This is a genomic window from Sporolactobacillus sp. CQH2019 (assembly GCF_028765345.1).
Lineage (GTDB): Bacteria > Bacillota > Bacilli > Bacillales > Sporolactobacillaceae > Sporolactobacillus.
In genome coordinates, this window is record NZ_JARAJZ010000002.1 from 169,907 (window position 1) to 195,353 (window position 25,447).

Sequence of the window (25,447 nt, forward strand, 5' to 3'; positions counted from 1 at the left end):
GTCTGCCTCCTATTAAGGTAATCAGAAAAAAGAGCAGAAAGACGAAACGAGAGTCTGCCTTTCTTTTTCGAAAATCAATCAGGCCTGCGGCTGCACCGTTCTTTTCCGCTTGCGGCTTGCCAGATAACGCGCCTTCAGCACCGCCCAGAGCGGACAGGCAATACAGATCGATGAATAGACGCCGCAGATCAGGCCGACAAGCAAGGCGATCGTGAACGTGCGGATCGACTCGCTGCCGAAAATCAGCAGAAAGATAACCGGAAAGAGAACGGTCAGGACCGTATTGATCGACCGCGTCAGCGTTTCCCGGATACTGAGATTGACGACGGCACCCAGTTCTTCAAACGTCGTCAGCCGCTTTCTGCTGAGCTTGATATTTTCCCTGACGCGGTCGAATGTCACAATCGTATCGTTGATCGAATAGCCGACAATCGTCAGCACGGCCGAAATAAACAGGATGCTGACCTGAATGTGAAACAGGCTGAATACCGTGATGATAATGAAAGCGTCGTGAATCAGGGCAAGGACCGCCGTCAGCCCCTGAAGAAATTCAAAACGGATCCACACATAAATGATGATAAAGACTGAAGCAAGAATCAGAGCATAAAAGGCATTTTTAGCCAGATCGCGGCCTACCTGCGGCGAAACCGTGCTGACATTGGGATTCACGCCGAACTTGCTCTGAATGGCACTCTTGATCGCCGCCACCTGCTGCTGATTTAATTCTTTATTGAGAGTGACCGTGACCGTATTATTATGATTGCCCGATACGGTCGGCTGTCCCGGCTGATAGCCGAGATCGGTAAAGGTTTTGCTGATTTCAGTGACAGGCATCGTCCGGCTGCCCTGCACGTCGATTCGTGTTCCGCTGCTGAAATCGATACCCAGATTCAGGTGAAAGACAAACAGGGAAATGATGCCGATCAGGATCAGAGAAGCTGAAAAAGTGAAGAAGATATTTCTGTATTTGATAAAATCCAGGTGATTATAAAACTTATTATAGTGCTTATAGTTCATATTCCGCTTATTACTCACGAATATCACTCCTCCTGACGCCGAACAGGCCCGGTTTGTCATTCAGCGCCCTGCTGCGGATCAGCAGGCCGAGGAACAGGCGTGCGCCGTAGACCGATGTAATCAGCGTGATGACGTTGCTGATCAGCAGCATGACGGCAAAACCTTTGACGGCGCTGTTTCCGAATGCAAAGAGCACTCCCGAGGCAATAATGGTCGTCATATTGGCATCGACGACGGTCGGCAGCGCCCGCTGGCTTCCCGATTTGAAAGCCGACAGAATCGATTTGCCGCTGCGTATCTCATCCTTGATCCGCTCCAGAGTGATAATATTGGCATCGACTGCCATCCCGATTCCGAGAATCAGCGCCGCAATCCCCGGCAGCGTCAGGACCGCCTGAAGTCCGACAAAGACTCCCATAACAATATAAACATAAAATATGAGCGTGATATCCGCGATCAGGCCGCCGAGCCTGTAAAAAGCAAGCATGAAAAGCAGAATCGCCGCCACGCCGAGTGCGCCGGCAAACAGCGTCTGCGTCATTGAATCCTGGCCGAACTGCGCGCCGACCGAATCCGAATAGATTTCGGTCATCTTAACCGGCAGCGAACCGGAATTCAGCAGATCCTTCAGGTTGGTCGCCTCCTTCACCGAGGACATCCCGGTGATCTGCACATTGGTCGTGTTCAGAACCTCACTGACCTGGGGCGCTGAAATAAACTTATGATTTTTCTGCGAAGCCTCTTTCAGGAAAGAATCGCCCTTCTGATAGTCCAGCCAGATAACAAGCACATTGTTCGGTGCTTCGGCAAGAATTTTTTTCGTGACACTGGCAAATTTGTTCGAATCTTTCAGCTGCAGGGTAACCATCGGCTGATTGAGCTGATCGAAAGCCACACTGGCCTTTCCCGGCTGCAGTTCGCTCCCGTCCATCATCAGATGGTCCTTATAGTCCCGGAAACTCAGAACGGCCGTTGTCGAGAGCAGCTGGCGGGCCCGTTTCTCATCCTTTACGCCCGGAAGCTGAACGCGGATCCGGTTGCCGTTTTCGATTGAAATACTCGGCTCGCTTACACCGAGGACATTGATACGCTTGTCGATCGCAGCCACAGCGTTGCTCATTGTGTTGCTGTCGATTTTCTGTCCCGCTTTCAGCGGCTTGATCTGATAAAGAACCTCAAAACCGCCCTTCAGATCAAGGCCCAGCTTCACATTATGTATGATGGGCGCCGTAGCAAAACTAAGTATGACTGCCAAAACAATCAGGATTGCAAAAAAGGAAAACAGCGGTCCTTTTTTTACCATAATCGTTAACTTGCTCCCTTCTCTTTCTACGCCGGAAGGGGCCTCCCCCGTGCCGCACCTTCCGGCCGTCCGCATGAATTGTCTATTTGAACAGCGGGCCGTCGCCCAAGCCGACCGGACTGTCTTTTAACATATCCATCCGCAGCTTGTTCATATAATCATTCACAGTCAGCGACATGACCTCGGCTACCACTTCATGTATTCGTTCAGGCTTGTTCCCTTTTTTCCTCTCCAGCCTTTCTTTCGTAAATTTCCAGAATTCATCCATTGTCAGATGATTCAGGCCCAGCAAATGAAATTCTTCAAGTTTGCTTTGCAAAAACGGCATAATTTCGTTCCGCCACTTTTCCATACCTTCATTAGTTTCCGGCATTCAGATTCCTCCCATGATATTTATCATAGCATAACTGGCTGCCAATACGAAAGACAATTCACCGGGCAAAAACCTTTTTATCTCAGCTGCTGCCGCAATACCCGCTTCAATCATTCAGATGCTCACTGGGCAGGGCTTGTCATGCCCGGGCGGGTCCGCTGCATATAATCCCAATATGCAGGCGGCAGTCTTTTTTATTCACCGCAATAACGGCAGAAAAAGGTGGACAATCAATGGCACGGCAATCTTTCTTAACCGGATCCCTTATATTAATGGCGGCAGGATTGTTCACGCGCATATTAGGCATGATAAACGGCATGGTCCTTGCAAGGGTTATCGGATCCGAAGGCGTCGGGCTTTACATGATGGCTTTCCCGGCGATGCTGCTGGTTGTCACGCTGACGGAACTCGGCCTCCCCGTGGCCATTTCCAAACTGGTTGCCGAAGCGGAGACGTTCGGGGATCAAAGGAAAATAAAGAAAATACTCTCGATGTCGCTGGCCATCGTCGGCGTTTCCGGTGTCCTGCTGACCGTGTCGATGCTGCTGCTGATTCCTCTTTCAGCCAAATTCCTGTTCGCCGACACACGTGTGATTTATCCGTTGATTGCCATTACCCCCGTGATTCCGATCGTTGCCGTCAGCTCGGTTCTGCGCGGCTATTTTCAGGGCATCCGCAATATGAAGCCCTACGCCTTTTCGGGGATCGTCGAGCAGATTGTCCGTATTTCCCTGGTCGCCATGCTGGCCAGCCTCCTGATGCCGTACGGCGTCGAGTACGCAGCGGCCGGAGCAATGATCGCCGGATCCGCGGGAGAGTGCGCCTCCCTGCTGTACATGCTCCACGCCTTCAGAAAAGAAGGGACGGGCAGCAGCGGCAACGAGCAGCGGCATTACGTCCAACGCACCCGCTCCATCCTCCGGCAGCTTCTCGGAATCGGCCTGCCGACTATGGGAAGCCGGCTGATCGGTTCACTCAGCAATTTCTTCGAACCGATCGTTGTCTCAAACAGCCTTGTCCTCGCCGGATTTTCGATTAAAGCTTCGGCGGAACTGTACGGACAGCTGACCGGTTATGCCCTGACTCTGCTGCTTCTGCCCAGCTTTATCACGCACGCCCTTCATGTTTCGCTTGTCCCGACGATCAGCGAGGCCTACGCCAGAAAATCGTACGGCCTGATCCATTTCCGGCTCAATCAGGCACTGCGCATCGCCATGCTGACCGGCGGGCTGTCCCTCGTCGTCACCTTTTCTTTCGCAGGGCCGCTGATGACATTGATCTACGACTCCCCGTCCTCCGCCGATCTGCTCCGTATCATGGCTCCCTTTTTCATGATTTTCTATTTCCAGGGACCGATGCACGCCGTTCTTCAGGCACTGGATCTCGCGAAAGAAGCGATGCTCAATACTCTGATCGGATCCGTGGTCAAAATTATCACCCTTTATTTTCTGACAAGCCGTCCCGAATTCGGCATTAAAGGGGCGGCCCTCGCCATCTGTATCAACGTCGTTCTCGTGACTGCCCTGCATATGGCTCTGATTATCAGGACGATCGGCTTCTCGCTGATTCTTAAAGACTATGTACGGACTGCGATCATTATTGCCTTTTCCGCTTTCCTCGCTCACTTTCTCATTGAAAGGGTCTTCACCGGCTGGGCCCTGCTGCCAAGAACTGTCGTGCTGATCTCGATGATCGCAGCTTTTTACGCGATCCTTACTTTTTTTCTTGGGATGATTCACAAAGAAGAACTCGGCCAGCTTCCCATCATTGGAAAATGGGTGAAAAACTAATTCCCGGACTTGCCGTCTTTCATATCCATATAAAAATTCCCCGCCTGGTCGATCGTCAGATAATTTACCCGACGGATGTCGCGATAGCCGAATTTTCGCAGCTCCTGCCTCAGCCACAGGTACGTTTTCCCGATACGTTTCAGATTATCCCCGCGCACCTTGCCGCATTCGATAAGCGGAAGGCCCATCGGCGGGCCCGCGCTCCCGGGAAAAGCCGGTTTGCCGGCGGCGGACGGCGGACGTACGCGCCGGGGCGGACGGCTCTCTTCTTTAAGTGAAAGCGAAGCGATGCTTTCCCGGATCGCCCGCTTTGTGAAAGCTTCAAACAAAAATACGTACAGCCGGTAAGCGGCGATCAGCAGCAGAAGCGGTATCAGAAAGGGAATGAGCGGCTCATCCGGCCGGATAACCGCGAAAAAAGACAGTTCGACGGCTGCCAGGAGCATCATAAATTCGGAAAAAGTCCGGTCGCCCAGTTTCGCGGCCATCAGGTCTCTGAATCCAAACAGCATAATTATGATCAACAGCAATGTTCTGGCAGCCGCCGTTCCCATTTTTCTCCTCCTCCGCATTCTTTTTCTTATGCTTAGTATGGACAGAACGAAGCATTTCATGAATCGCCGGATCTGCTCTTTTTGGCATCAACCGTCCGCCGTCTGAATACTATTGAAGGTAAACGGGCATTGACAAGCGTCGACTTTTCAGAAAAGAACACTCAATCACATCTATGGAGGTGGAAAAATGGCACGAAACTGGCTGGCTGCCGTAACGTATGGAATCGCTGCTTCATTTGTCATCGTCCTTGCCTCTGCTTTTCTGCTTGCTTCTCTTTTACGCTTCACATCTTATTCAGAAACCGGCGGATCCGTCCTGCCGATTATCATATCAATCGGCGCTTTGTTCATCGGCGGGATTATATCCGGTTCGAAAATGAAAGAGAGAGGACTTCTGATCGGATCCGTCACCGGCCTTTTTTATTGCCTGTTCAGCCTGTTTTTTCAGTTTCTCGGGCTTGATCAGGCGCCGGGGCTGAATCAATACATTTTCTATTTGACCAACATTGCCTCCTGCGCGATCGGCGGAGCGATCGGTGTCAATTTCTTCCAGGGAAAACGTCCTTAGTCTCTTCCTTCCGGCCGGAAAAGTCATCTGTGGACAGCGGTCAATCGGTCTTTACCGGTTCGGAAATAAAAAAAGCGGCCTTTTTCAGGACCGCTTTTTTTATTTAATTTTCCGCCTTTTCAGCAGATGATTCTTTTGTTTCTTTCTTATCCTTGTCGTTTTCGGAATGAGCGTTCGAACCGGTCTTTTTCAGTACCGTACGAACGGCATTGCGTTCGAAAGTCAGTTTGCTGCTCCCGCATCTGAGAACCACCGTCTGATCGTCGATCGAATCAATCGTCCCCTGCAGGCCGCCGACGGTGACAATCTTGTCTCCGCGCGACAGCGCGGCCTGCATCTGTTTCGTTTCTTTCGTTCTCTTCTGCTGCGGACGGATCAGCAGAAAGTAAAAAATAGCAATAAAAATAATCAGCGGTATTAATGTTCCTAAACTGGCCATGGTCAGCCTCCCTTTCAACTTTTAAAAATTTTTCGCATCTGGTTTATTAAACCCGTACGATTCGAAGAAGGCTTCTCTGAATTCAAGAAGCTGATCCTCCAGAATCGCCGATCGGACACGCTTCATTAATTTTATCAAAAAATAAAGATTATGGTAAGTCGTTAAACGAAATCCGAATGTTTCATTGGCTTTGACCAAATGACGAATATAAGCTCTTGAATACGAACGGCACACAGAACAGTCGCAATGTTCGTCGATCGGCCGGAAATCATGGGCATACTTCGCATTGCGGATCACCAGGCGGCCGTGTTCCGTCATACAGGTTCCATTGCGGGCAATGCGCGTCGGAAGCACGCAGTCGAACAGATCGATTCCGCGGATGACTCCGTCGATCAGTGAGTCCGGAGAGCCGACACCCATCAGATATCTTGGCTTATCCACCGGGAGAAACGGGGTTATGTAGGCAATCATGTCGTTCATCGTTTCCTTCGGTTCGCCGACGGACAAACCGCCGATCGCATATCCGGGAAAATCAAGAGAGGTTAAATCGGCCGCCGACTGTTTCCGCAGGTCTTTATAGTTGCCGCCCTGGACAATGCCGAAGAGCGCCTGCCGCTCCGGATGCCCGTTCGCCGCCAGGCAGCGCTCCGCCCAGCGGCTCGTCCGGGCAGCCGATTCCTTCATATAGTCATAAGCACATGGATACGGCGGACATTCATCAAACGCCATCATGATATCCGAGCCGAGCGCATTCTGAATGGCCACAGATTTTTCAGGTGTGAGAAAGAGCTTTTCTCCGTTCAGATGGCTGCGGAAATGCACGCCTTCTTCCGTTATATCTCTCAGTTTGCTTAAACTGAAAACCTGGAAGCCGCCGGAATCGGTCAGAATACCCCGATCCCAGTTCATGAACCGGTGCAGTCCGCCGGCTTCTTCCACGATCTCCTCACCGGGTCTGAGCCAGAGGTGGTATGTGTTGCTCAGGATCACCCCGGCGCCTATTTCTTTCAGCTCACGGGGGCTCATCGTCTTGACCGTGGCCTGTGTTCCGACCGGCATGAACATCGGCGTTTCAAAGGTGCCGTGAGGCGTGTGCAGCCTGCCGAGCCGCGCGCCGGTATGTTTTTCCGTCTTAATCAGTTCATACGTTACCGCTGCGCTCATCTTGTTTTAATTCTTTCCTCAATAAACATGGCGTCACCGAAACTGAAGAAACGGTATTTCTCCTGAACCGCCTCGTGATAGGCCTTCAGAATAAAATTTCTGCCGGCAAAAGCGCTGACAAGCATAATCAAGGTTGATTTCGGCAGGTGAAAGTTCGTGATCATGGCATCGATTGCTCTGTATCGATAGCCGGGATAAATGAAAATATCGGTCCATCCGGAAGCCTCACGGAATTCGCCGCCGAATTTAGCCGTGATCGTCTCCAATGTGCGGATGACTGTCGTTCCGCAGGCGATGACGCGTTTTCCTTCCTGCCTCGCCCGGGTCAGCGTGTCCGCCGCCTCTTTCGTCATCTGGTAAAATTCCGAATGCATCGTGTGTTCTTCTATTTTGTCCACTTTGACCGGTCTGAATGTGCCGAGTCCGACATGCAGTGTAATAAAAACGATGTGGATGCCTTTTTTTTCGATTTCTGCAAGCAGCTGCTTTGTAAAATGGAGACCGGCCGTCGGTGCGGCAGCCGATCCGCGGTGTTTCGCATATACCGTCTGATAAAGATCAGGATCGTCCAGTTGTTTTTTAATATAGGGCGGCAGCGGCATTTTCCCAAGTTCCTCCAGCACTTCATAGAAAATGCCTTCATAATGAAAAGTCACGATCCGCCGTCCTTCATCGAGTTCCTTCGTGCAGACAGCTTCAAGTCTGCCGCCGCCGAATTGAATATGTATGCCCTCATGTACCCTCTTTGCCGGTTTTGCCAGGCATTCCCACGAATCCCCCTCCGTCTGCTTCAGCAGGAGCAATTCGATTTTGGCGCCTGTATCCTCTTTATATCCGATCAGCCGGGCGGGAAGCACTTTCGTATCGTTCAGAACCAGGCAGTCGCCGGGATTCAGATAATCAATGATCTCGCTGAAATGGCGGTGTATGATCCGGTCCTTATTCGGATTAATCACCATCAGCCGCGATGCCGCCCGGTCCTTAAGCGGCGTCTGAGCGATCAGCTCCTGGGGCAGTTCATAATCAAAATCTGAAACATCCATGTTTTTTATGCACTCTCTTTCCATTAGCGAAAATGATTCATGACGTAAAAAATCAGTGATAAAACCAGACTGATGACGATACAGGTAACAATGGGGAACATAAACGTGACATTTCCCTTTTTAATAAAAATATCGCCGGGAAGACGGCCGATCAACGGCCAGCAAAGCCCGATCACAAACAGCACGGCGCCTGTAATCATCAAAAATCTGCCTAAGTCTCCCATGGCGGTCAGCTTTCCTTTTCTATATTAAAATATTGATAAGCATGATCGGTAGCGACCCGGCCCCTCGGCGTTCTCTGAATAAAACCGATCTGGAGCAGATAAGGCTCATAAACGTCTTCGATTGTGTGCCGCTCCTCTCCGACAGACGCCGCAATTGTGTCCAGTCCGACCGGCCCGCCGCCGAATTTGCCGATGATGCTCATAAGCAGCTGATGATCGACCCGGTCCAGTCCCATCTCGTCCACCTGGAGACGCTCCAGCCCGATCCGGGCCGCGTTTCGGTCAATGACCCCGTCCAGCTCAACCTGGGCAAAATCCCGGATTCTCCTCAGAAGACGATTGGCAATACGCGGCGTTCCTCTTGAGCGGCGGGAGATCTCATCACAGGCCTCTTCGTCAATTTCGGTGCCGAGAACAGACGCCGTCCGCCTGACAATGAGCGCCAGCTCGGAGGGGCTGTAATATTGCAGCCTGCTGATCACGCCGAAACGGTCGCGGAGAGGGGGCGAAAGATAGCCCGCCCGCGTCGTGGCGCCGATAAGCGTAAAGGGCGGCAGATTCAGGCGGACCGAATGCGCCGTATCGTCCCTGCCGACGACGATATCCATACAGAAATCTTCCATTGCCGGATAGAGTACTTCCTCGACGTGACGGCTCAGGCGGTGGATCTCATCGATAAACAGAACATCGCCCGGCTGAAGCGACGACAGCACCGCGGCCAGATCTCCCGGCCTTTCGAGAGCGGGGCCCGATGTCGTCCGGATGCCGGCACCCATTTCAGCGGCAATAATCATCGCCAGAGTCGTTTTGCCAAGACCGGGAGGGCCGTACAACAGCACATGATCGAGCGGCTCGTTGCGCTCTTTGGCGGCCTTTATGAAGATTTCCAGATTTTTTTTTATGGCCTCTTGGCCGATGTAATGCTCCAGATCCGACGGACGGATCGATTTTTCGATTCCTTTATCTTCAGCGGTTAATTCACTCGCAAGCAGCCGGTTTTCTTCCACGGTCTTCACTCTCCCCTCTTATGCCTTCATCATCAAGCGAAGGGCCTCTTTAAGATAATTTTCTGCCGACAGATCCTGCTTTTTTAGTATGGGAATCAGACGGCCGATTTCTTTGTCCGAATATCCGAGCGTTTTTAAAGCGTCCAGAGCTTCCGTCAACGGATGATTCCCGTTTTCCGAAGAACTTTCTTCTTCATCGGCGCTTCCATCCTGTACGGCAAAATCATTCAGTTTTCCTTTCAAATCCAAAACAATCTGTCCGGCCGTCTTCCTGCCGACTCCCGGAAACCGGGTCAGATAATGCTCATCTTCCGCTTCGATAGCCTGTATGATCCGTTCCGGATGATCCGAAGCCAGAATGGCCAGCGCACTTTTCGGTCCGATGCCGGAAACGGTCAGCAGCCTGACAAAAAGCTCGCGTTCCTCACGTGTCTTAAAACCGTACAATACGTTGGCATCTTCACGAAGGTACTGAAACAGATAAAGGGTGGCCTCATGATTCAGCAGCGGCTGATAGCTGAACGGATTGGCACAGACAATCCGGTAGCCGATGCCCCCCTGCTCAAGAACAATACCGTTTCCGGAAAGATACGTCAGCAACCCCCGTATATAATCGAACACAAGCTTAGCTCCTCATCCGTCCATTTTTAAACATCCATACAGAAGTCATTCTTCTAATATGATAGCACAAGCTGCAGCCGGATCACAAAGATTGAAAAAAGATAAGGACATTCCCGACCGAATGTCCTCCGTAGTCCCGCTGCTTTGAAAAATATGCTTTCTGAATCATGCCTGGCACAATAAAAGAAATCAGGCCTCTTCCAGGTTGCTGTAAATGTCCTGAACATCGTCATTATTTTCCAGCGCGTCCATTAAAGCTTCCATTTTTTCAAGATCCTTGCCGGATAAGGCTGTTTTCGTCTTCGGAACCATCGCGATTTCAGCTCGGTCAATTTCATAACCTTTCTCTTCCAACACCCGTTTAACCTCTTCATGGCTCTCGGGAGCTGTCGTAATGATAAACGTTCCGTCCTCAGTCTTCATATCGTCCGCTCCGGCCTCGATGGCGTCCATCATGACCTGATCCTCATCCAGATCTTCCTTTCCCTCAATTTCGATCATGCCCTGCCGATCGAACATGAAGGCAACACTTCCCGATTCGCCGAGATTGCCGCCGCTTTTCGTAAAGGCATGGCGGATTTCCGAGGCCGACCGGTTGCGGTTGTCGGTCAGTACATCAATCATCACCGCAACGCCGCCCGGGCCGTATCCTTCATAGGTGATCTCAGCATAGGTCACCCCGTCAAGATTGCCGCTGGCCTTCTTAATTGCCCGGGCAATATTATCATTGGGCATATTGGCTTCCTTTGCCTTTTCAATAGCGTGCCTCAGACCCGCGTTCATATCCGGGTCGCCGCCGCCCCGCTTTGCCTCCGTGAAAATATCCTTGGACAATTTCATGAATGCCTTGCCCCGAATGGCATCCATTGCATTTTTTTTGTGCTGTATGTTATTCCATTTAGAATGTCCGGACATACTCTAATCCCCTTTCATCAATCCTCTATGATACCGTAGAAACCGGCGTGCTATAATGAAACCTATTTCCGTTACCATTATACATATTTTTTACCTTTAAAAAAAGGGCAGGGATTTCTCCCCGCTCCTTTGCTTCGCTGCGATTTTATTTAGTGTTATTTTGAAACGGACGCTTGACGGCTCTGGAAAGATCGTCAATGATTCCGACAACATCGGCACGTGCTTCACGCATTCCCTTTCCAGCATTGAAATTCGCTTCAACCGCCGTAATCCTCTGCACGTAACGATTGTCGGTCGACACATAAACCGATCTCTTTCCGGCAAGCGATCGGACAGCAGACACAATTTCTTTTCTTAACTTTGCCGTATCCGTCCGGCCCCGGTCGGGGACCGCTCCGATGACAACGCTGTCGTTTGTCACGATAACGTGGGCCTGAGCGATTCCTTTGACGGTCTTCGCCTTATTGGCAATCTTTTTGGCCAGTTTCCGATCCGACTGAACATTCAAATGATTAGCCGGATTTGTCCGGGTCGTCGCGTTGTAATTGGTCGGAGCCGAAGTGATTGGATTCGGAGTAACTGCGGCATTCGAACTGTAGCGATCCACCCGATAATTGATGTCGCGCGGTGCATTCGGATTGTAGTTCGCGGCATTATCCGCCCGGCACCCGGAAAAAATACCGGTTGCCATGAGCATAATGCCCAGTGCGCTCATTGCTTTTTTCAATATAAAAACCTCCCTTCACAAAATTATCATGTGTGATGGGAGCGGGTTTTACGCTTATGAATTTTTACCGTTAAATTTACATATTTTGTAAAATAGCTCTGCTTTATTTCTTTTTTTGCGGCACGTTCGGCGGCCCTTGCTGGTAAGCCGGCGCTGCCGCGGCATTATGGGTCACCGGCTGCGGAGGCTGATTCCCTCCGTAATAGCTGACGGGCGGCGGGCCGAACGGCGAATAGGGCGGATAAAGCGACGGATCGGCAGGTCCGCCGCATCCACAGGGCGGTCCCGGTTTTTTAAAACCCGGCATATAAGGAAACGGATAGCCGGCGATTGCTGACGGATCATACGGGATTGCTTTACCCGCTTTCGGGAAAGCCTGAAGCGGCGGGCCTTGTTCCTGAAACGCAGGCGCGGTCACCGGACCCGGCATCTGAGGATTCGTCCACGGTGAAGCTGCCGGATTCGGAGCACCGGAACCTGTTGCCGGCGTGTACGGCTGATCCACCTTTATGGGCTGTTGCGAAAATAAAGAAGGACTCACTTGCGGCGCCGGACCCTTCACCGGTTTCGCCGATTGGCCCTGCACCGCAGGATGATACGGCTTTGCGGCATTTCCATTTACTGCCGGAGCGTACGGGTTCACCTGTGAAGCCGGATTAATTGCCGGATTCTCAACCGGTTTGGGCGAATAATACGGATTCGGAGAAACCTGTGAAGCCGGGTTCAGCGGATAATACGGAGCCGTCTGTGCCAGCGGGCCGGCAGGATTTTCCGGATAGCCCGGGGCGGCGGATGCCGGATAATACGGACTCGAGGGACTTTCCTGATAAGCCGGACCCGGAGGATAGTACGGAGCCATTTGCGGCGCCGGGCCGGCAGGAATACCCGGATAGCCCTCCGGGGCAGCAGAAGCATAAGGCTGTTTTCCGGCAGCTGCCGACGGTGCGGCCGCGGCCGGCTGATTCCAGTAGCCCGACATCTCTCCGGTCATCGGATACTGGCTTTCCTTTGGATAAAATACTTTTGAAAAATCCGTTTCTTGCGCCGCCTTAACCGCGATTCCTTCGCTTTTTACGGCGGCGGGAGCGGCCGGTTTTTTCACACTTTGAACATTCGACGGGGTTACATTCATTTTCTGAGAAGCGGCAGGCGCTTTCGGCTTGGCAATCGGCGCGGCAGCCGGCTTCGGCTGATTCTGAGCGGCTGCCTGTTTCTGCGGGGGCTGTGCTTTCAGCGGCTGCTTCGTCTTTTCCGAACGGATTTCCTGCTCCGAAAGTTTTAAAGGCTGCTTGCCGACAGCCACTTTTACTTTCATTCCCTGAACCATTCTTTCGTCTGTCAATCCTGTATTCATCTTTCTGAACTCATCAACGGTCATACCGTGTTTGCGCGCAATTTCCGCCATCGTGTCGTCTTTTTGAACAACATACAATTTCACGGTTTCCATCCCTCCTGTGAAAGTCATTCTATATATATGGCACGGCTGGGCGTTTTGCCACTCTTTACCGAAAAGAGCGTTCGCCCGGAAAAGGCGCGATGCCTTTATTCTTCGTCCGGCCGTGGACGGCGCGCGGCGTGCAGAATTCCCGAAAAATGATTATAATGAAAAACAAACAATGATTGCGGAGTGTTAACCATGGCCCAGACAAAAGTGAAACGCCGATCCGGGAACGAACGGCGAAAAATGATTCTTGAACGTTTACGGCAATCATCGGAGCCGGTCACGGGAAGCGAACTGGCCGAACAGATGAATGTCAGCCGCCAGGTCATCGTTCAGGATATCTCCCTGCTCAAGGCGAAAGAATATCCGATTATAGCGACGTCGCAAGGATATCTTTTCCTGGCAAAACCGCAATCGGAAATGAAGACACGGACGATTGCCTGCAGGCATACCATGCAGCAGACGGAAAATGAGCTGAATCTGATCGTCGACTGCGGCGTGACGGTTGTCGACGTCACTGTCGAGCATCCGTTTTACGGGGAAATCACCGGCTCTCTGATGATCCGCAATCGGATGGATGTCGACCGTTTTATCGGCAAGATGAAACAGACAGGTGCGGCGCTACTTTCATCGCTGACGGGCGGCGTCCACCTGCACAGGCTGGAAGCCCTTTCGAATGACCGCCTGGATGCTGCCGTCCGTTTATTAAAAAAAGCGGGTTATTTACTATAACCCGCTTTTTTGCCGGAAGGGGGCGGATCTTGCGGACCCGCTCGTTTCCGGCAGGAAATCAATCTGTATATTCAAATTCATAGTCCAGGATGCGAACCGTGTCGCCTTCCTCGACTCCTTTTTTCCGCAGGGCGTCATCCACCCCCATGCTGCGCAGCTGCCTTGCGAAACGACGAATCGCTTCATCATGATGAAAATTCGTCATTTTGAACAGCAGCTCCACTTTCGGACCGGACACATTAAAGATCCCGTCTTTATCTTTCGTGATCATAAAAGGTTTCTCGGGCTGTTCCGGCCGGTAAACAGACGGATGTTCCTCCTTATGCGCGTCCTCAAGCGGAAACGGCGGTGTTTTTTCAATCAGCTCGTAAACTTTATTCATCAGTGTACCCAGGCCGGAACGGGTCACGGAGGAAACCGGGCAGACAGGAATATTTTTTCCGATTTTCCCGACAAAACGGTCCAGATTTTTTTGTGCCTCCGGCATATCCATTTTACTTGCGGCGACGATCTGCGGGCGTTCGAGCAAACGCCACTGATAACTTTTCAATTCCTCATTTATTTTTTTAAAATCTTCATACGGATCCCGTCCCTCGCTGCCCGACATATCGACAACATGAATAATCACCCGCGTCCGTTCAATATGACGCAGGAACTGATAGCCGAGTCCCGCACCCTGGCTCGCGCCTTCGATCAGTCCCGGCAGATCGGCAATGACAAAGCTCTGCCCTTCCCCAAGAGCAACGACGCCCAGATTGGGAACGAGCGTTGTAAAATGATAAGCGGCAATTTTCGGTTTCGCAGAGGTAACTGCAGCGAGCAATGTCGATTTCCCGACGCTCGGAAAGCCGACTATGCCGGCGTCTGCAAGCAGCTTCAGTTCAAGCCGGATCTCCCGTTCCTCGCCGGGCTCGCCATTCTCCGAGATGTAGGGAGCCGGATTGGCCGCCGTCGCAAAACGGGAATTGCCTCTGCCGCCTCTTCCCCCTTTCGCAACGACCGCCTGCTGCCCGTTTTCAGTCAGGTCCGCAAGCATTTCGCCCGTCCGGCTGTCGTGAATGATCGTTCCCGGGGGAACAAGCACAGTCAGATTTTTCGCGTTCCTGCCGTACTGATTTTTCGGCTTGCCGTTCTCCCCTCTTTCCCCTTTGAAATGACGCTTGTAACGGAAATCCATCAGCGTCCGCAAGCCTTCGTTTACTTCAAAAACGACATCCGCTCCTTTTCCGCCGTCCCCGCCGGCCGGACCGCCGTCGGGCACATATTTTTCGCGCCTGAAGGCAACCATTCCATTACCGCCGTCTCCGCCTTTGACGTACACGGTTACTTGATCGACAAACAAATGACCCACCTCGTCCTTCCACCGACACGGCTATTTGTTATATAGTGTTTGACCCATTCCAGCGATTGATTCAGTTTTATTGCCATAAGCTTTTCCTCCGCTTCCCTTGCATCGGCCAGTTTTCCCGTATGTACGATTTGAATGTCTACCTCCGGGTCCCCGGTCTCAAAGCGAATTTTGACAAAATTATCCGTCGTTTCCAGGTCCTGCTCTTCAAAAAGAAAAAGCAGTTCCTGAAAAAACTCCGTCAGCGCCTGATCGTGCCGCCCAAGATTTTTCTCGGGACCGTCAACTTCAAGAGAAAGCTGAAACGGATGAGAAGCCCAGCCGTAGGTTATAAGAAAAAAGGTGCATTTGGGAATCTGCAGATGAGAGAGACGGGCCTGATTCCGTAGATAATCCGTCATCCGGTCCATGACCGAATTCGCTTTCTCCGGCTGCCGCATATAAAGATAGCCTTTGATCAGCTGCAGATCGTTGAGCAGCACATGTCTGGCAGAACCGATCAATTTGACTCCCGTCTTTTCATCAAACATTGGCTTCTCGCCCTCCCCGGCCATACCTTGCCCTTTAGTATAACAGAAAAAACGGGTCACCGGATAACCCGAGCCCATGATCGCTCTCCGTATAATCCGTCGGCGCATGAACGCTGTACCCACAGGCCCGATAGGAAGGCACTCCCGGTTCGTCTTAAACTCGGAAAGAATCGCCTCAGGATCGAGGGGGCATCCCGGATAGGGTCGGAAGCCTCATAGTCTCCATTCGGAAGACCTCGCCCGGACTGATCCCCGGATGAGCCGCAGACATGCTCACAGAGACAGATAAAGAAGGATCATGCCGGTCAGCTTCAATTCTTCTGTACAAAAAACAGCGGGCGATCTTTGCACACGCAAAAAACACCCGCCGTTTCATTATATTGATTCTCTTTGGGGCCCTGTCAGGCCGTCAACCATAGAGCAGCGCAATCACGCTTCCTTAACGGCTTCTACCGGATAAACACTGACCCTCTTGCGGTCATGGCCGAATTTCTCAAATTTCACAATTCCGTCTGCTTTGGCAAACAACGTATCGTCTCCGCCGCGGCCGACATTTGTACCCGGATAAATCTTCGTACCGCGCTGACGGAACAGGATGGAACCGCTCGTTACAAGCTGGCCGTCCGCCCGCTTGGCGCCGAGACGCTTTGAGATCGAATCGCGCCCGTTCTTTGTGCTGCCGACACCTTTTTTAGATGAAAAGTACTGCAGATCAAGTTTCAGCATGTCCGGCACCTCCCTCATCATGAATTTTTATATAATCTCCGTAAGACGTTTCAATTGTCTTCATGGACACGAGCATCGCTTCCAGAATCAGCTGCGTTTTATTCCGGACATCCTCTGCGGCATCTTCAGGACAAGTGCATTCCAGAAAACCGCCCTGTTCCGCCTGACATACTTTCATTCTGGTCCCCGTCAGCGACTCGACGGCATTTAAAGCACCGAACGAAACGGCGGAAACTGCCGCGCAGACAAGGTCATAACCATAAGGCCCGCTGCCGGCATGTCCGGTTAATTTAAAAGCAGTAATTTCCCGCTTACGATTGCGATCGACCGTCAGGATGATCATATTTCTCACCCTTACGCGTTGATCTTTTCAATCGTGACTTTCGTAAACGGCTGACGATGCCCCTGTTTGCGGCGGTAATGTTTTCTCTTCTTGAATTTGAAGATAATGATTTTTTTGTCACGGCCCTGTTCAACGACTTTAGCAGTGACACTGGCACCTTCCACCGTCGGAGCCCCGACTTTAATCTCCTCGCCGCCGATGAAAAGCACCTTGTCAAAAGTCACCGTATCGCCGGCTTCAGCCGCAAGCTTTTCAACAACAATCGACTTGCCTTCTTCAACCTTCAGCTGTTTTCCGCCCGTTTCAATGATTGCGTACATTCGAATGCACCTCCTTTATGATCTCAGACTCGCCAAAACAAGGCAGCCCCGAGGCTTTTAGTAAATGCCAAAAGACACCGGCCGTGCAGCAGGTTGCCGCACGTTTTTTTCTTCCTTCCGTCCTTTGGACAGGAATGCTTTTACCTTTTTTGTGCGGTTGGAGCGAGAGGCTCCCTTTCTGTCATTTTTAAACATGACAGAGGCATTTTATCACAGTTTTCCGTGTTTTGTCAACGATATTCTTCCTGTCTCTGCCGTTCGATCACGCGGTCCATTAATCCGTACCGCCGCCTCTTTCTCGTCAGTTCAACCAATCCAAGTTTTGTATAGCCGAAAATCTTTACAGTGGCCGGATCGTCACGAACCGCGGCTTTCAGATATTCCAGGACTTTCTCCCGGCTGCTGCTGTCGTTCAGATGCAGAAAATCAACGACAATCATGCCGCCTATTTCTCTGAGCCGAAGCTGTCTGGCAATCTCACGCGCGGCCGACCGGTTAATATCCAGAGCCGTGGCCTTCCATCCTTGCCGGAACGGCGCCGATCCGGAGTTCACATCGATCGCCGTCAGTGCTTCGGTGTAATCAATGATCAGCGACGCGCCGCCGTGAAGCGGGACAAGCGGACGCAGCGACGCCTCAAAAACGCCGTTTAGATTATGCCGGGCAAAGAGATTGTTCCCGTCCGGCTGATAGTTGACCGATACATGATCCGGGAGGCCGGTATCATCAAGAAGCAGATTGGTGTAGACAGTACAGGACGCCGGAAAATGATTTTCGTTTAAAATCCAGGCGATAAAGGACAGCTGCCGTCTGATTAACCCGGGGCGGTTCATCCGGCCGCCGTCTTCACTGATTTTTCTCCATCGTGCTTTAAGTTTCTGGAACTCATTATGAAGCCGGCCGACATCCATCCGTGCACCCATTGTCCGTACAATCGCACCTTCGGGAGAAACGCACCATTCCGAGGCCCGTTCCCGAAAAAGATCGCGATGTTCGCTGATTTTATGTGAAACAGCGATATAGCGGCCGAAGGGCAGATAAATAATTCCTTTGCCGATGATCTGAATCTGTTCCGTGAGCCCGGCCGTTTTCCCGGCACTCTCCTCTTTTTCAATCTGGACGATGCGGAATTCTCCGGGCTCCGGCTGACGGCGGGATACGATCTTATTGGCGGGCAGGAATCCGCTCCGCCCGTGTCCCAGGTCCATGAACCAGCCCACCTGGCGAAGCCGGTCGCCGGTTACTTTCCCCAGACAAATATCGCCCGCGCCGACCTGTCGCGAAAACGGCCGGAAATAAAAAGAGAGCACATCGTTATTTTTCAGAAAAGCGGCACGAACGCCCTTTTCTTCTTTATCAACAACAATTGTATAGCTTTCTTCACGCACAGAATCACCTTTTCTCCCGCCCTTTCAGATAATTATCGCAAAAATCGGGAGCAGGCGCAATGCATCCGGCATTCGGGCAATCATTCAGGCACGTATTCATCGATGGTCGTCCCCGCGGAAAGCCCGCTGAAATAAGCGGTGGCCAGAGCCTTTCCGTCGATCGTTTTTCGGATGTTTCCTTCAACTTTTATCCGGTGTTCGGAATTCTTGTAAAACTTCAAAAGAACGGCGGGAATCGGCATGTCCGGTTGAACCATCAGCGTCCTGACTTTTGAACACGGCCTTTTTCTGCGCGAAACAGCCAGCAGAAAACGAAGAAAACGAAAGGAAAGGATACGGCGTTCATTATAAAGAGACACTAAAATAAACAGAATAACAACCCACAAGTTTGCTGAAAACGGGAAAAAATACAAAATAATCAGGCTGAACAAAATCAGTGACACCAGCGAGAACAGAAGCACCTTTTCATACGCCGGTTTGAACGGGACATTTTTCTGCAGAAATAGATGAAGCAGCCTGCCGCCGTCCAGGGGCCAGATCGGCAGCATGTTGAAAAACAGCAGAGCGTTGTTCTGATCGATAAACAATTGATGCATGGTTCCGTTCCAGAACGGCAGCGCGGACAGGACCGGAGAAAGGAGAGGCAGCCAAACATGCTGAAGCGGCCCGGCCAGGACAACCAGGCACTCCTGTTTAAAAGAATGCTCCTCCTCTTCATCAATCTTAGCTACGCCGCCAAAGGGCAGCAGTTCGATCGAGGTGAGATGCCAGCCGAAGTAAAGAGCTGCAGCAGCATGTCCGCACTCATGAATCAGAACAAGGGTAAAAGCGATCGCCGTTTCCCAAAAGCGGCCCGTCACAATTCCTGCCGCAATGACCAGCCAAAACAACGGGTGAATTCTGATTTTCTTTGAAATCAGAAAATTAATCAAAAGACATCACCTGGATAGGATCGATAAACTTCTGTCCTTTCTTCAGAGCAAAATAAAACGTTCCCCGCTTGCCGCTGCCGCCTGTCGTTCCTATTTTCTGACCCTGTTTGACAAAATCATAAACCTTGACATTAACCTGATTCAGCTCCCCGTACCATGATTCATCACTGTTCTGATGCTGTATAATAACCGTCTTGCCTATTTTGCTTTTCTGGCCGACGAACACGACCAATCCGTCCTTAGCGGCTTCGACGGTCGAATTCGGCGACGTCGAAACCGTAATCCCGTTTGTCTGTTTATTAAAATGATCCTGCAGCTGGCCGGTCACCGGTTCGGCAAAAGCGCCGTTCTTACTATTGGAAGAAGATCCGGAAGCTGTCTGATTCCCTTTATTTCCGTTTAATAAATCGGGAAGAAAACTGATGGGCTGCCCCAGATTTTTTTCATACCAATCGGAGACGGCAGTGAACTGAAATTCCTGAGTCAGCGCCGTTACAATGGATTGTTTGGCGGGAAGCAGACGTGCGTTCTTATTCTGTTCAATCCAATAGACCGATGAGAAAAGGAGAGCGGAGATCAGGCACTGGATCAGCAGACGACGGGCAAGTGACACGGACCGCCGATCTTTTCCGGTGCCCGGCGACGGGCCGTACCGGTCATAAGGGCTGCCGAGATCGCGTACCGGCGGCAGTCCGGACGGACGTATCGTCTGAAGGGTTCTCCTGCTTCGTTCCCGATGCCTTCTTCGATATTCATCGTAACCATTCATTTCCTTCTTCCTTCCCGCTTGTCCTTTTTTAAACATTTTATGCGGCTCCGGAAGAATTATGATCGTTCAGAAATAACCGCGGCAGAATCCGTTCTTCGAACCCATCCGATTCTCAGTTTTCTAATGACGGATGCATGAAAAAACCGCTGCCGTTTTCGGAAAAGATCTTCCCATGGCAGCGGTTTCGCTACATTCGCTGATTATCCCCGTTTATCTCATACCGAGCAAACTTTTGAACTTATGAAGAAACCCGCTTTTTTCTTCAATGACCATTAAAGGAACGGTTTCGCCGAGAATGCGCCGCCCGATGTTGCGGTAGGCCTGCGCCGCCTTTGAAGAAGGGTCGAGGGCAATCGGTTCCCCTTTGTTTGCCGAAGAAATCACATTCTCATCATCCACAACAATGCCGAGCAGATCAATAGCCAGAATATTCATGATTTCGTCAATATCAAGCATTCCTCCGCTTCTAATCATGTGCTGACGGATGCGATTTATAATTAAGCGCGGGGGGGTGATTCCTTTTTCCTGTTCCAGCAGGCCGATGATTCGATCCGCATCACGGACCGACGATATTTCGGGAGTCGTAACTACAATCGCATGATCCGCACCGGCCACTGCATTCTGAAAGCCGCGTTCGATGCCGGCCGGGCAGTCGATGATCACGTAGTCAAAGTCCGCTTTCAATTCATCGACCATCTTTTTCATTTCCGAAGGCTTTACAGAATTTTTATCTGTTGTCTGCGCAGCCGGAAGCAGATCAAGGCAGTCAAAACGCTTGTCTTTTACGAGCGCCTGATTTAATTTGCACCGCCCGTAAGCCACATCGACAAGATCGTAGATGATACGGTTCTCAAGTCCCATAACGACATCTAAATTACGCAGACCGATATCCGTATCCACAAGGCACACCTTTTTGCCCTGCAGCGCCAGAACCGTCCCGATATTTGCAGATGTTGTTGTCTTGCCGACACCGCCCTTGCCCGAAGTTATAACGATTGCTTCCCCCATAGTTAACACCTCTCTACTTTATAAAGATTTAAGGTTTCGTAAGCAATAAAGACAAATGCCTTTTTTTCAAAACAGTGTGGAGACGGTCGATCACGATCTTGTCGACAGACGAATCAAGATAAGCGCACTCCAGCACGTGGTCGTTTTTCATTTCATTAGCGGGCTCTTCCTCAGTTCTGCTGATGACCCGCCCGATTTTCAACTGTGTCGGCTGCATGATCGAAGCCGCGATCACCGCATTCCGCTCATTTCCCTGCGTTCCTGCAGCGGCGATTCCTCGAAGCGCCCCGAGCACAAAAATATTGCCGGTCGCCGAAACAACGCCTCCCGGGTTCACATCGCCGATCAGCAGCAAATCGCCCTCTACCGAGAGAACCTGACCTGACCGGATCATTCTCGCCACAGAAACAATTTTTTCCTTCGACTTTTCCGTTTCAAATTCTTCACGTGTCAGCACATTGGACTGAATATCATCAACTTTCAGGTGATCAAACGAGCGGATGATCGCCGTCAGTTCCGAACGCTGGGATTCGCTGATGTAGCGGTTTCCAACCTGGACCTTGACCGAAGTCACGGGGCCTTCCCTGTAAAGATGCTGATTAACCGACAATTTTTCTTTTAATTCCTGAAGCAGCGCTTCATAGGCGCAGGCATCGTCCATGACCAGTACAAGCCCGTCTTTTCTTCCTTTCATCGTGACAAGAGACTGTCTGACTGACATCGGGATTTTTCACCTCGATATGATTGAATTCAATAAGAAGTACAGGAAATCCTTCTTTTAACCATTCCGCTTCAGATGAAAGCGGAGAGCCGGCATTCTATTTATTTTCCAGCTTGGTCATGCCTTGCAGAAAATGATGGAACGGATAATAGATTACTAACGCGAAAGCAGCATTGAGCAGGAACGTCGCCGGAAGGCGCCACCGAAGAAAATCGAGCGGCGGCTGAGCAGTCAGCCCGATCGCCAAATAGATCAGATACACCTCGGCCTGAAGCAGGCAGACGCCGAGTCCCGCCAGCAGCACAACAGTCATCGTATTCAGATTCAGCCAGCGGGCGGCGGAAGAAACCAAATAGACGGCCAGTGTCATGCTGAATGCATAGACCCCGATCACCGATGTATAGACGAGATCGGTCAGTAAGCCGAAGAAAACGGCATATCGCATCGCCAGACTGCTTCCGGCAAAAAAAGAAATCATAAGCAGAGCAACAAACAAAAAATCAGGAACAATCTGAACAGACTTCCAGATTGTCCCGATTGGAAGGCGGGTCAGAATCGTTCCCTGAATAAGAAAAAGCAGAAATAAAATAATAAAAAGTTTCAGCTGTTTCAATTAAGTGTCCCTCCAGAACCAGGCGTTTTCGCCTTTCGCTCAATAATGACGACAGAAGTCAGGTCATTGAGATTTGCAGAAGGTTTCACCTCGGCAGCTTTTGTCAGGCCGTATTGATCCGTCGAAACAGAAGTCACGGTGCCGATCAATAAACCGGCGGGATACATGTCACTAAGTCCGGATGTGGTGACAATCTGGCCTTTTTTTATATTGGAACTGAGTGGGATTTTCTGAAACAAAAGCCGCCCCTTCGTCGCGTCGAATCCTTCAATCATTCCGTAAATTTTTGTATTCTGAATGATTGCGGAAATTTGATTGACATTCTGATTATCGGAAATAAGGGAAATTTCGCTGGTAAAATTCCCTGTCCGGGAGACCGTGCCGATCAGTCCGCCGGGAGCGACCACCGGCATTCCGGTACGGATTCCGTCAATCCGGCCTTTATCTACCGTCACAATCTGATTCCATTGATCGTAGGAACGTCCGATCACAAGAGCTGTATGCTTTGTATAATCGAAAAGATCGGCACTGTTTTCTATTTTCATCAGTTTCTTCAAGTCATTGTATCTCTGGGTAATATCCCTGTTCTCCTGTTCGACCCGCGCATAGTCGGCCAGGTCTGCCTTCAGTTTCTGATTCTCTTTATACGCATTGCTGATATCACCGACATTCTGAAAGAAACCCGCTGCATATTGAGCGGGCACATTCATCACATATTGAAACCATCCTACCGTGTCCTGCACAAATTGTTCCGGCCATGACGATTTGGTTCCCTGCCTGAACGAGTAACTGATCAGCACAATCAAAACGACAAGGCTTGCAAGAAGAACAATCAGTTTTTTGTTTGAAAAAAATGAAGGCATGAATACACCTGCTCAGTCGTTACATTGATTTTCAGAGTTATTTTCTGCTTGAGGATGCGGTTATCCTCGATTTTGAACGAAAAAGATGCAGATTTTCCAAGGAACGGCCGGTACCGATAGCTACGCAGTCCAGAGGGTTCTCCGCAACCACCACCGGCATCTTGGTCTCGTCGCTCAGCACATGATCGAGATTGTTCAGGAGCGCACCGCCGCCCGTCAGTACAATGCCTCTGTCCATGATATCCGCCGCAAGTTCCGGAGGCGTTTTTTCAAGTGTCACTTTCACAGCCTCAATAATCTGATTTACTGTATCCTTCAGCGCCGAGGCAACCTCTTTCCCCGTGACTTCAATGGTTTTCGGCAGTCCTGTTAAAAGATCGCGCCCGCGTATTTCCATCGAAGTGCTTTCGATCTCATCGGAATGGCCGGCCGAGCCGATCTGAATTTTTAAATTTTCCGACGTCCGTTCACCGATCATCAGATTGTACGTCTTCTTAATGTATTGAATAATCGCTTCGTCCATATCGTCTCCGGCAACCCGGATCGACTGGCTGGTGACGATGCCGCCCAGTGAAATGATTGCGACTTCCGTCGTTCCGCCGCCGATATCGACCACCATACTGCCGGTCGGTTCCCAGACCGGGAGATCCGCACCTACTGCGGCGGCAAAGGGTTCTTCAATCGTATACGCTTCTCTTGCGCCTGCCTGTTTGGTGGCATCTTCCACCGCCCGCTTCTCCACAGCCGTAATTCCCGACGGTACACAGACCATCACATTCGGCCTGCGCGAAAACATCGAGCGCTGTTTCTGCGCCTCATTGATAAAGTATTTCATCATGGTTGCCGTCGTATCGAAATCGGCGATGACGCCGTCTTTCATCGGACGGACGGCGACTATATTGCCGGGTGTTCTGCCGATCATATTTTTAGCGGGGCTGCCGACAGCCTCGATAACTCCCGTATCTGTATGCAATGCTACAACGGACGGCTCTCTGACAACGACACCCTTTCCTTTAACGTAAACCAGCGTGTTCGCTGTTCCGAGGTCTATCCCCATATCCTTTGAAAATCCGCCAAACATCTATGTAATCTCCCTTCAACTTGCGAAACTCATAACATTAATTATATATTAGTTATTCTTAAAAACATAGAGCTACATCATACCTTTTTGCTTAAGGCTGACAAATTTTCGATCTCCGATCACGATGTGATCAAGCACGTCAACGCCTAATATTCTCCCGCATGAAACCAGCCTCTTTGTAACCTCAATATCTTCCCGGCTCGGCGACGGATCGCCGCTCGGATGATTGTGAAAGCAAATGATCGCTGCCGCCGAACGCCTGACCGCTTCTTTGAACACCTCGCGGGGATGGACAATCGACGAGTTAAGGCTGCCGATGAAGATCGTTGTTTTATGAAGGACCTGGTTTTTGGTGTTCAGAAAAAGGGCGATGAAATGCTCCTGTTTCAGCACCCGCATTTCTTCCATAACAAAATTGGCCCCGTCTTCAGGGGAGCGAACGGTATAGTGCGCTTCGGTGCGCAGCCGGGCCATACGCCTGCCCACTTCGAAACTGGCGAGCAGCTGAACCGCTTTGGCCGTCCCGATGCCCCGGACCTTTCTCAGTTCTTCAACGCTGGCGTCCCTCAGAAGATCCAGCCCTTCGAAATGGCTGATGAGCCGTTCCGAAAGCCGGAGCACCGACTCGTTTTTGGTCCCCGATCGGAGGATAATGGCCAGCAGTTCCCGGTTCGACAGCGAATTTGCTCCCTCACGGATCAGCCGTTCTCTCGGCCGCTCCTCATTCGGTACATCTTTCATCATCACGTGTTCACTCATCGATCGATTCTCCCTCCGCCAGGCAGATTGCCTCCTTCCCCGGCAATCCGTGCCGCTGCTGTTTGGTTCTAACATACCTCTTCCGGCAGATTCCTGCAGAGAGAAAAATATGGAAAAAGATCATTTCT

The 25,447-nt window shown here is 51.0% G+C and carries 28 protein-coding genes, 1 pseudogene and 1 other annotated feature; of the genes and pseudogenes, 3 read left to right on the forward strand and 26 right to left on the reverse strand.

Translation table 11 applies throughout. From position 1 onward, the window contains the following. Positions 1-78 precede the first annotated feature (78 nt). Positions 79-2,320, reverse strand: a pseudogene (gene secD, locus OYT88_RS20885) (protein translocase subunit SecD). Between the two features lie 82 nt (positions 2,321-2,402). Beyond that, entirely contained in the window at positions 2,403-2,693 is a 291-nt protein-coding gene (locus OYT88_RS03790; RefSeq protein WP_274398073.1) for a post-transcriptional regulator, read from the reverse strand. A 233-nt stretch (positions 2,694-2,926) separates the two neighbouring features. Here OYT88_RS03790 and spoVB point away from each other — a divergent pair, with 233 nt between their 5' ends. Next, positions 2,927-4,483, forward strand: a complete 1,557-nt coding sequence (gene spoVB, locus OYT88_RS03795) for a stage V sporulation protein B (RefSeq protein WP_274398074.1) — start codon at positions 2,927-2,929, stop codon at positions 4,481-4,483. Here spoVB and OYT88_RS03800 read toward each other — a convergent pair. Then, complete coding sequence (locus tag OYT88_RS03800; protein WP_274398075.1) at positions 4,480-5,037, reverse strand: YetF domain-containing protein; 558 nt, start codon at positions 5,035-5,037, stop codon at positions 4,480-4,482. The two genes, spoVB and OYT88_RS03800, sit on opposite strands and share 4 nt — an antisense overlap. A 187-nt stretch (positions 5,038-5,224) precedes the next feature. On the opposite strand from OYT88_RS03800, the gene OYT88_RS03805 reads away from it, so the two are divergent. After that, positions 5,225-5,605, forward strand: a complete 381-nt coding sequence (locus tag OYT88_RS03805) for a TIGR04086 family membrane protein (protein ID WP_274398076.1) — start codon at positions 5,225-5,227, stop codon at positions 5,603-5,605. 103 nt (positions 5,606-5,708) lie between these two features. Here OYT88_RS03805 and yajC read toward each other — a convergent pair whose 3' ends face one another. The 9 genes from yajC to OYT88_RS03850 all read right to left on the reverse strand — a co-directional run bounded on the left by yajC (position 5,709) and on the right by OYT88_RS03850 (position 13,183). Next, on the reverse strand, positions 5,709-6,044 hold the full coding sequence (yajC, locus tag OYT88_RS03810; protein ID WP_274398077.1) for a preprotein translocase subunit YajC: 336 nt from the start codon (positions 6,042-6,044) through the stop codon (positions 5,709-5,711). A gap of 21 nt (positions 6,045-6,065) precedes the next feature. Continuing rightward, a complete protein-coding gene (tgt, locus tag OYT88_RS03815; protein WP_274398078.1) occupies positions 6,066-7,208 on the reverse strand; it encodes a tRNA guanosine(34) transglycosylase Tgt in 1,143 nt (380 codons plus the stop codon). Continuing rightward, positions 7,205-8,251, reverse strand: a complete 1,047-nt coding sequence (gene queA / locus OYT88_RS03820; RefSeq protein ID WP_274398079.1) for a tRNA preQ1(34) S-adenosylmethionine ribosyltransferase-isomerase QueA — start codon at positions 8,249-8,251, stop codon at positions 7,205-7,207. Before queA ends, tgt begins: the two co-directional genes overlap by 4 nt. 23 nt (positions 8,252-8,274) lie before the next feature. Continuing rightward, positions 8,275-8,451 carry a DUF2905 domain-containing protein gene (locus tag OYT88_RS03825; RefSeq protein WP_443217490.1) on the reverse strand — a complete coding sequence of 59 codons (177 nt, stop codon included), beginning with the start codon at positions 8,449-8,451 and terminating at the stop codon, positions 8,275-8,277. 29 nt (positions 8,452-8,480) lie between these two features. Continuing rightward, the gene (ruvB, locus tag OYT88_RS03830; RefSeq protein ID WP_274398299.1) at positions 8,481-9,482 is read right to left on the reverse strand and encodes a Holliday junction branch migration DNA helicase RuvB; all 1,002 of its coding nucleotides are present in this window, start codon (positions 9,480-9,482) and stop codon (positions 8,481-8,483) included. Between the two features lie 18 nt (positions 9,483-9,500). After that, complete coding sequence (gene ruvA, locus OYT88_RS03835; RefSeq protein ID WP_274398081.1) at positions 9,501-10,103, reverse strand: Holliday junction branch migration protein RuvA; 603 nt, start codon at positions 10,101-10,103, stop codon at positions 9,501-9,503. A 189-nt stretch (positions 10,104-10,292) separates the two neighbouring features. After that, a complete protein-coding gene (locus tag OYT88_RS03840; RefSeq protein ID WP_274398082.1) occupies positions 10,293-11,018 on the reverse strand; it encodes a YebC/PmpR family DNA-binding transcriptional regulator in 726 nt (241 codons plus the stop codon). A 145-nt stretch (positions 11,019-11,163) separates the two neighbouring features. After that, positions 11,164-11,745, reverse strand: a complete 582-nt coding sequence (locus OYT88_RS03845; RefSeq protein ID WP_274398083.1) for a YhcN/YlaJ family sporulation lipoprotein — start codon at positions 11,743-11,745, stop codon at positions 11,164-11,166. Positions 11,746-11,848: 103 nt separating this feature from the next. Next, positions 11,849-13,183, reverse strand: coding sequence for a LysM peptidoglycan-binding domain-containing protein (locus tag OYT88_RS03850; protein ID WP_274398084.1), 1,335 nt, complete (start codon positions 13,181-13,183; stop codon positions 11,849-11,851). Between the two features lie 198 nt (positions 13,184-13,381). Between OYT88_RS03850 and OYT88_RS03855 the strand changes: the two genes are divergently transcribed. Continuing rightward, positions 13,382-13,918: a transcription repressor NadR gene (locus OYT88_RS03855; RefSeq protein WP_274398085.1), complete on the forward strand. Its 537-nt coding sequence runs from the start codon at positions 13,382-13,384 to the stop codon at positions 13,916-13,918. Positions 13,919-13,976: 58 nt separating this feature from the next. Here the strand turns inward: OYT88_RS03855 and obgE are convergent, their stop codons facing one another. The 14 genes from obgE to radC all read right to left on the reverse strand — a co-directional run bounded on the left by obgE (position 13,977) and on the right by radC (position 25,319). Next, positions 13,977-15,260, reverse strand: coding sequence for a GTPase ObgE (gene obgE / locus OYT88_RS03860; RefSeq protein WP_274398300.1), 1,284 nt, complete (start codon positions 15,258-15,260; stop codon positions 13,977-13,979). Then, complete coding sequence (locus tag OYT88_RS03865; protein ID WP_274398086.1) at positions 15,242-15,796, reverse strand: Spo0B C-terminal domain-containing protein; 555 nt, start codon at positions 15,794-15,796, stop codon at positions 15,242-15,244. The genes obgE and OYT88_RS03865 overlap by 19 nt, the downstream gene beginning before the upstream one ends. 429 nt (positions 15,797-16,225) lie before the next feature. Continuing rightward, positions 16,226-16,522, reverse strand: a complete 297-nt coding sequence (gene rpmA, locus OYT88_RS03870) for a 50S ribosomal protein L27 (protein ID WP_274398087.1) — start codon at positions 16,520-16,522, stop codon at positions 16,226-16,228. Further along, positions 16,509-16,865: a ribosomal-processing cysteine protease Prp gene (locus OYT88_RS03875; RefSeq protein ID WP_274398088.1), complete on the reverse strand. Its 357-nt coding sequence runs from the start codon at positions 16,863-16,865 to the stop codon at positions 16,509-16,511. Before OYT88_RS03875 ends, rpmA begins: the two co-directional genes overlap by 14 nt. An 11-nt stretch (positions 16,866-16,876) precedes the next feature. Beyond that, positions 16,877-17,185, reverse strand: a complete 309-nt coding sequence (gene rplU / locus OYT88_RS03880) for a 50S ribosomal protein L21 (protein WP_274398089.1) — start codon at positions 17,183-17,185, stop codon at positions 16,877-16,879. A gap of 15 nt (positions 17,186-17,200) precedes the next feature. After that, positions 17,201-17,354: a sequence feature (ribosomal protein L21 leader region), on the reverse strand. 61 nt (positions 17,355-17,415) lie between these two features. Continuing rightward, on the reverse strand, positions 17,416-18,573 hold the full coding sequence (locus tag OYT88_RS03885) for a ribonuclease E/G (RefSeq protein WP_274398090.1): 1,158 nt from the start codon (positions 18,571-18,573) through the stop codon (positions 17,416-17,418). Positions 18,574-18,653: 80 nt separating this feature from the next. After that, entirely contained in the window at positions 18,654-19,505 is an 852-nt protein-coding gene (locus tag OYT88_RS03890; RefSeq protein ID WP_274398091.1) for a M50 family metallopeptidase, read from the reverse strand. Further along, on the reverse strand, positions 19,498-20,310 hold the full coding sequence (locus OYT88_RS03895) for a M23 family metallopeptidase (RefSeq protein WP_274398092.1): 813 nt from the start codon (positions 20,308-20,310) through the stop codon (positions 19,498-19,500). The genes OYT88_RS03890 and OYT88_RS03895 overlap by 8 nt, the downstream gene beginning before the upstream one ends. Positions 20,311-20,484: 174 nt before the next feature. Further along, a complete protein-coding gene (minD, locus tag OYT88_RS03900; RefSeq protein WP_274398093.1) occupies positions 20,485-21,282 on the reverse strand; it encodes a septum site-determining protein MinD in 798 nt (265 codons plus the stop codon). Between the two features lie 28 nt (positions 21,283-21,310). Beyond that, positions 21,311-22,003, reverse strand: coding sequence for a septum site-determining protein MinC (minC, locus tag OYT88_RS03905; RefSeq protein ID WP_274398094.1), 693 nt, complete (start codon positions 22,001-22,003; stop codon positions 21,311-21,313). Positions 22,004-22,100: 97 nt separating this feature from the next. Further along, positions 22,101-22,616, reverse strand: a complete 516-nt coding sequence (gene mreD, locus OYT88_RS03910; RefSeq protein ID WP_274398095.1) for a rod shape-determining protein MreD — start codon at positions 22,614-22,616, stop codon at positions 22,101-22,103. Then, on the reverse strand, positions 22,613-23,479 hold the full coding sequence (gene mreC / locus OYT88_RS03915) for a rod shape-determining protein MreC (RefSeq protein ID WP_274398096.1): 867 nt from the start codon (positions 23,477-23,479) through the stop codon (positions 22,613-22,615). The genes mreD and mreC overlap by 4 nt, the downstream gene beginning before the upstream one ends. 37 nt (positions 23,480-23,516) lie before the next feature. Beyond that, the gene (locus OYT88_RS03920; RefSeq protein ID WP_274398097.1) at positions 23,517-24,560 is read right to left on the reverse strand and encodes a rod shape-determining protein; all 1,044 of its coding nucleotides are present in this window, start codon (positions 24,558-24,560) and stop codon (positions 23,517-23,519) included. Positions 24,561-24,632: 72 nt separating this feature from the next. Continuing rightward, positions 24,633-25,319: a RadC family protein gene (gene radC, locus OYT88_RS03925; protein ID WP_274398098.1), complete on the reverse strand. Its 687-nt coding sequence runs from the start codon at positions 25,317-25,319 to the stop codon at positions 24,633-24,635. Between the last annotated feature and the right edge of the window lie 128 nt (positions 25,320-25,447).

Excerpts from the sequence above, each read along its gene's own strand:
- OYT88_RS03790 (WP_274398073.1), bottom strand. The coding sequence starts at position 2,693 with ATGCCGGAAACTAATGAAGGTATGGAAAAGTGGCGGAACGAAATTATG.
- spoVB (WP_274398074.1), top strand. The coding sequence starts at position 2,927 with ATGGCACGGCAATCTTTCTTAACCGGATCCCTTATATTAATGGCGGCA.
- OYT88_RS03800 (WP_274398075.1), bottom strand. The coding sequence starts at position 5,037 with ATGGGAACGGCGGCTGCCAGAACATTGCTGTTGATCATAATTATGCTG.
- OYT88_RS03805 (WP_274398076.1), top strand. The coding sequence starts at position 5,225 with ATGGCACGAAACTGGCTGGCTGCCGTAACGTATGGAATCGCTGCTTCA.
- yajC (WP_274398077.1), bottom strand. The coding sequence starts at position 6,044 with ATGGCCAGTTTAGGAACATTAATACCGCTGATTATTTTTATTGCTATT.
- tgt (WP_274398078.1), bottom strand. The coding sequence starts at position 7,208 with ATGAGCGCAGCGGTAACGTATGAACTGATTAAGACGGAAAAACATACC.
- queA (WP_274398079.1), bottom strand. The coding sequence starts at position 8,251 with ATGGATGTTTCAGATTTTGATTATGAACTGCCCCAGGAGCTGATCGCT.
- OYT88_RS03825 (WP_443217490.1), bottom strand. The coding sequence starts at position 8,451 with ATGATTACAGGCGCCGTGCTGTTTGTGATCGGGCTTTGCTGGCCGTTG.
- OYT88_RS03840 (WP_274398082.1), bottom strand. The coding sequence starts at position 11,018 with ATGTCCGGACATTCTAAATGGAATAACATACAGCACAAAAAAAATGCA.
- OYT88_RS03855 (WP_274398085.1), top strand. The coding sequence starts at position 13,382 with ATGGCCCAGACAAAAGTGAAACGCCGATCCGGGAACGAACGGCGAAAA.
- OYT88_RS03865 (WP_274398086.1), bottom strand. The coding sequence starts at position 15,796 with ATGTTTGATGAAAAGACGGGAGTCAAATTGATCGGTTCTGCCAGACAT.
- rpmA (WP_274398087.1), bottom strand. The coding sequence starts at position 16,522 with ATGCTGAAACTTGATCTGCAGTACTTTTCATCTAAAAAAGGTGTCGGC.
- OYT88_RS03875 (WP_274398088.1), bottom strand. The coding sequence starts at position 16,865 with ATGATCATCCTGACGGTCGATCGCAATCGTAAGCGGGAAATTACTGCT.
- rplU (WP_274398089.1), bottom strand. The coding sequence starts at position 17,185 with ATGTACGCAATCATTGAAACGGGCGGAAAACAGCTGAAGGTTGAAGAA.
- OYT88_RS03895 (WP_274398092.1), bottom strand. The coding sequence starts at position 20,310 with ATGTTTAAAAAAGGACAAGCGGGAAGGAAGAAGGAAATGAATGGTTAC.
- minD (WP_274398093.1), bottom strand. The coding sequence starts at position 21,282 with ATGGGGGAAGCAATCGTTATAACTTCGGGCAAGGGCGGTGTCGGCAAG.
- minC (WP_274398094.1), bottom strand. The coding sequence starts at position 22,003 with ATGTCAGTCAGACAGTCTCTTGTCACGATGAAAGGAAGAAAAGACGGG.
- mreC (WP_274398096.1), bottom strand. The coding sequence starts at position 23,479 with ATGCCTTCATTTTTTTCAAACAAAAAACTGATTGTTCTTCTTGCAAGC.
- OYT88_RS03920 (WP_274398097.1), bottom strand. The coding sequence starts at position 24,560 with ATGTTTGGCGGATTTTCAAAGGATATGGGGATAGACCTCGGAACAGCG.
- radC (WP_274398098.1), bottom strand. The coding sequence starts at position 25,319 with ATGAGTGAACACGTGATGATGAAAGATGTACCGAATGAGGAGCGGCCG.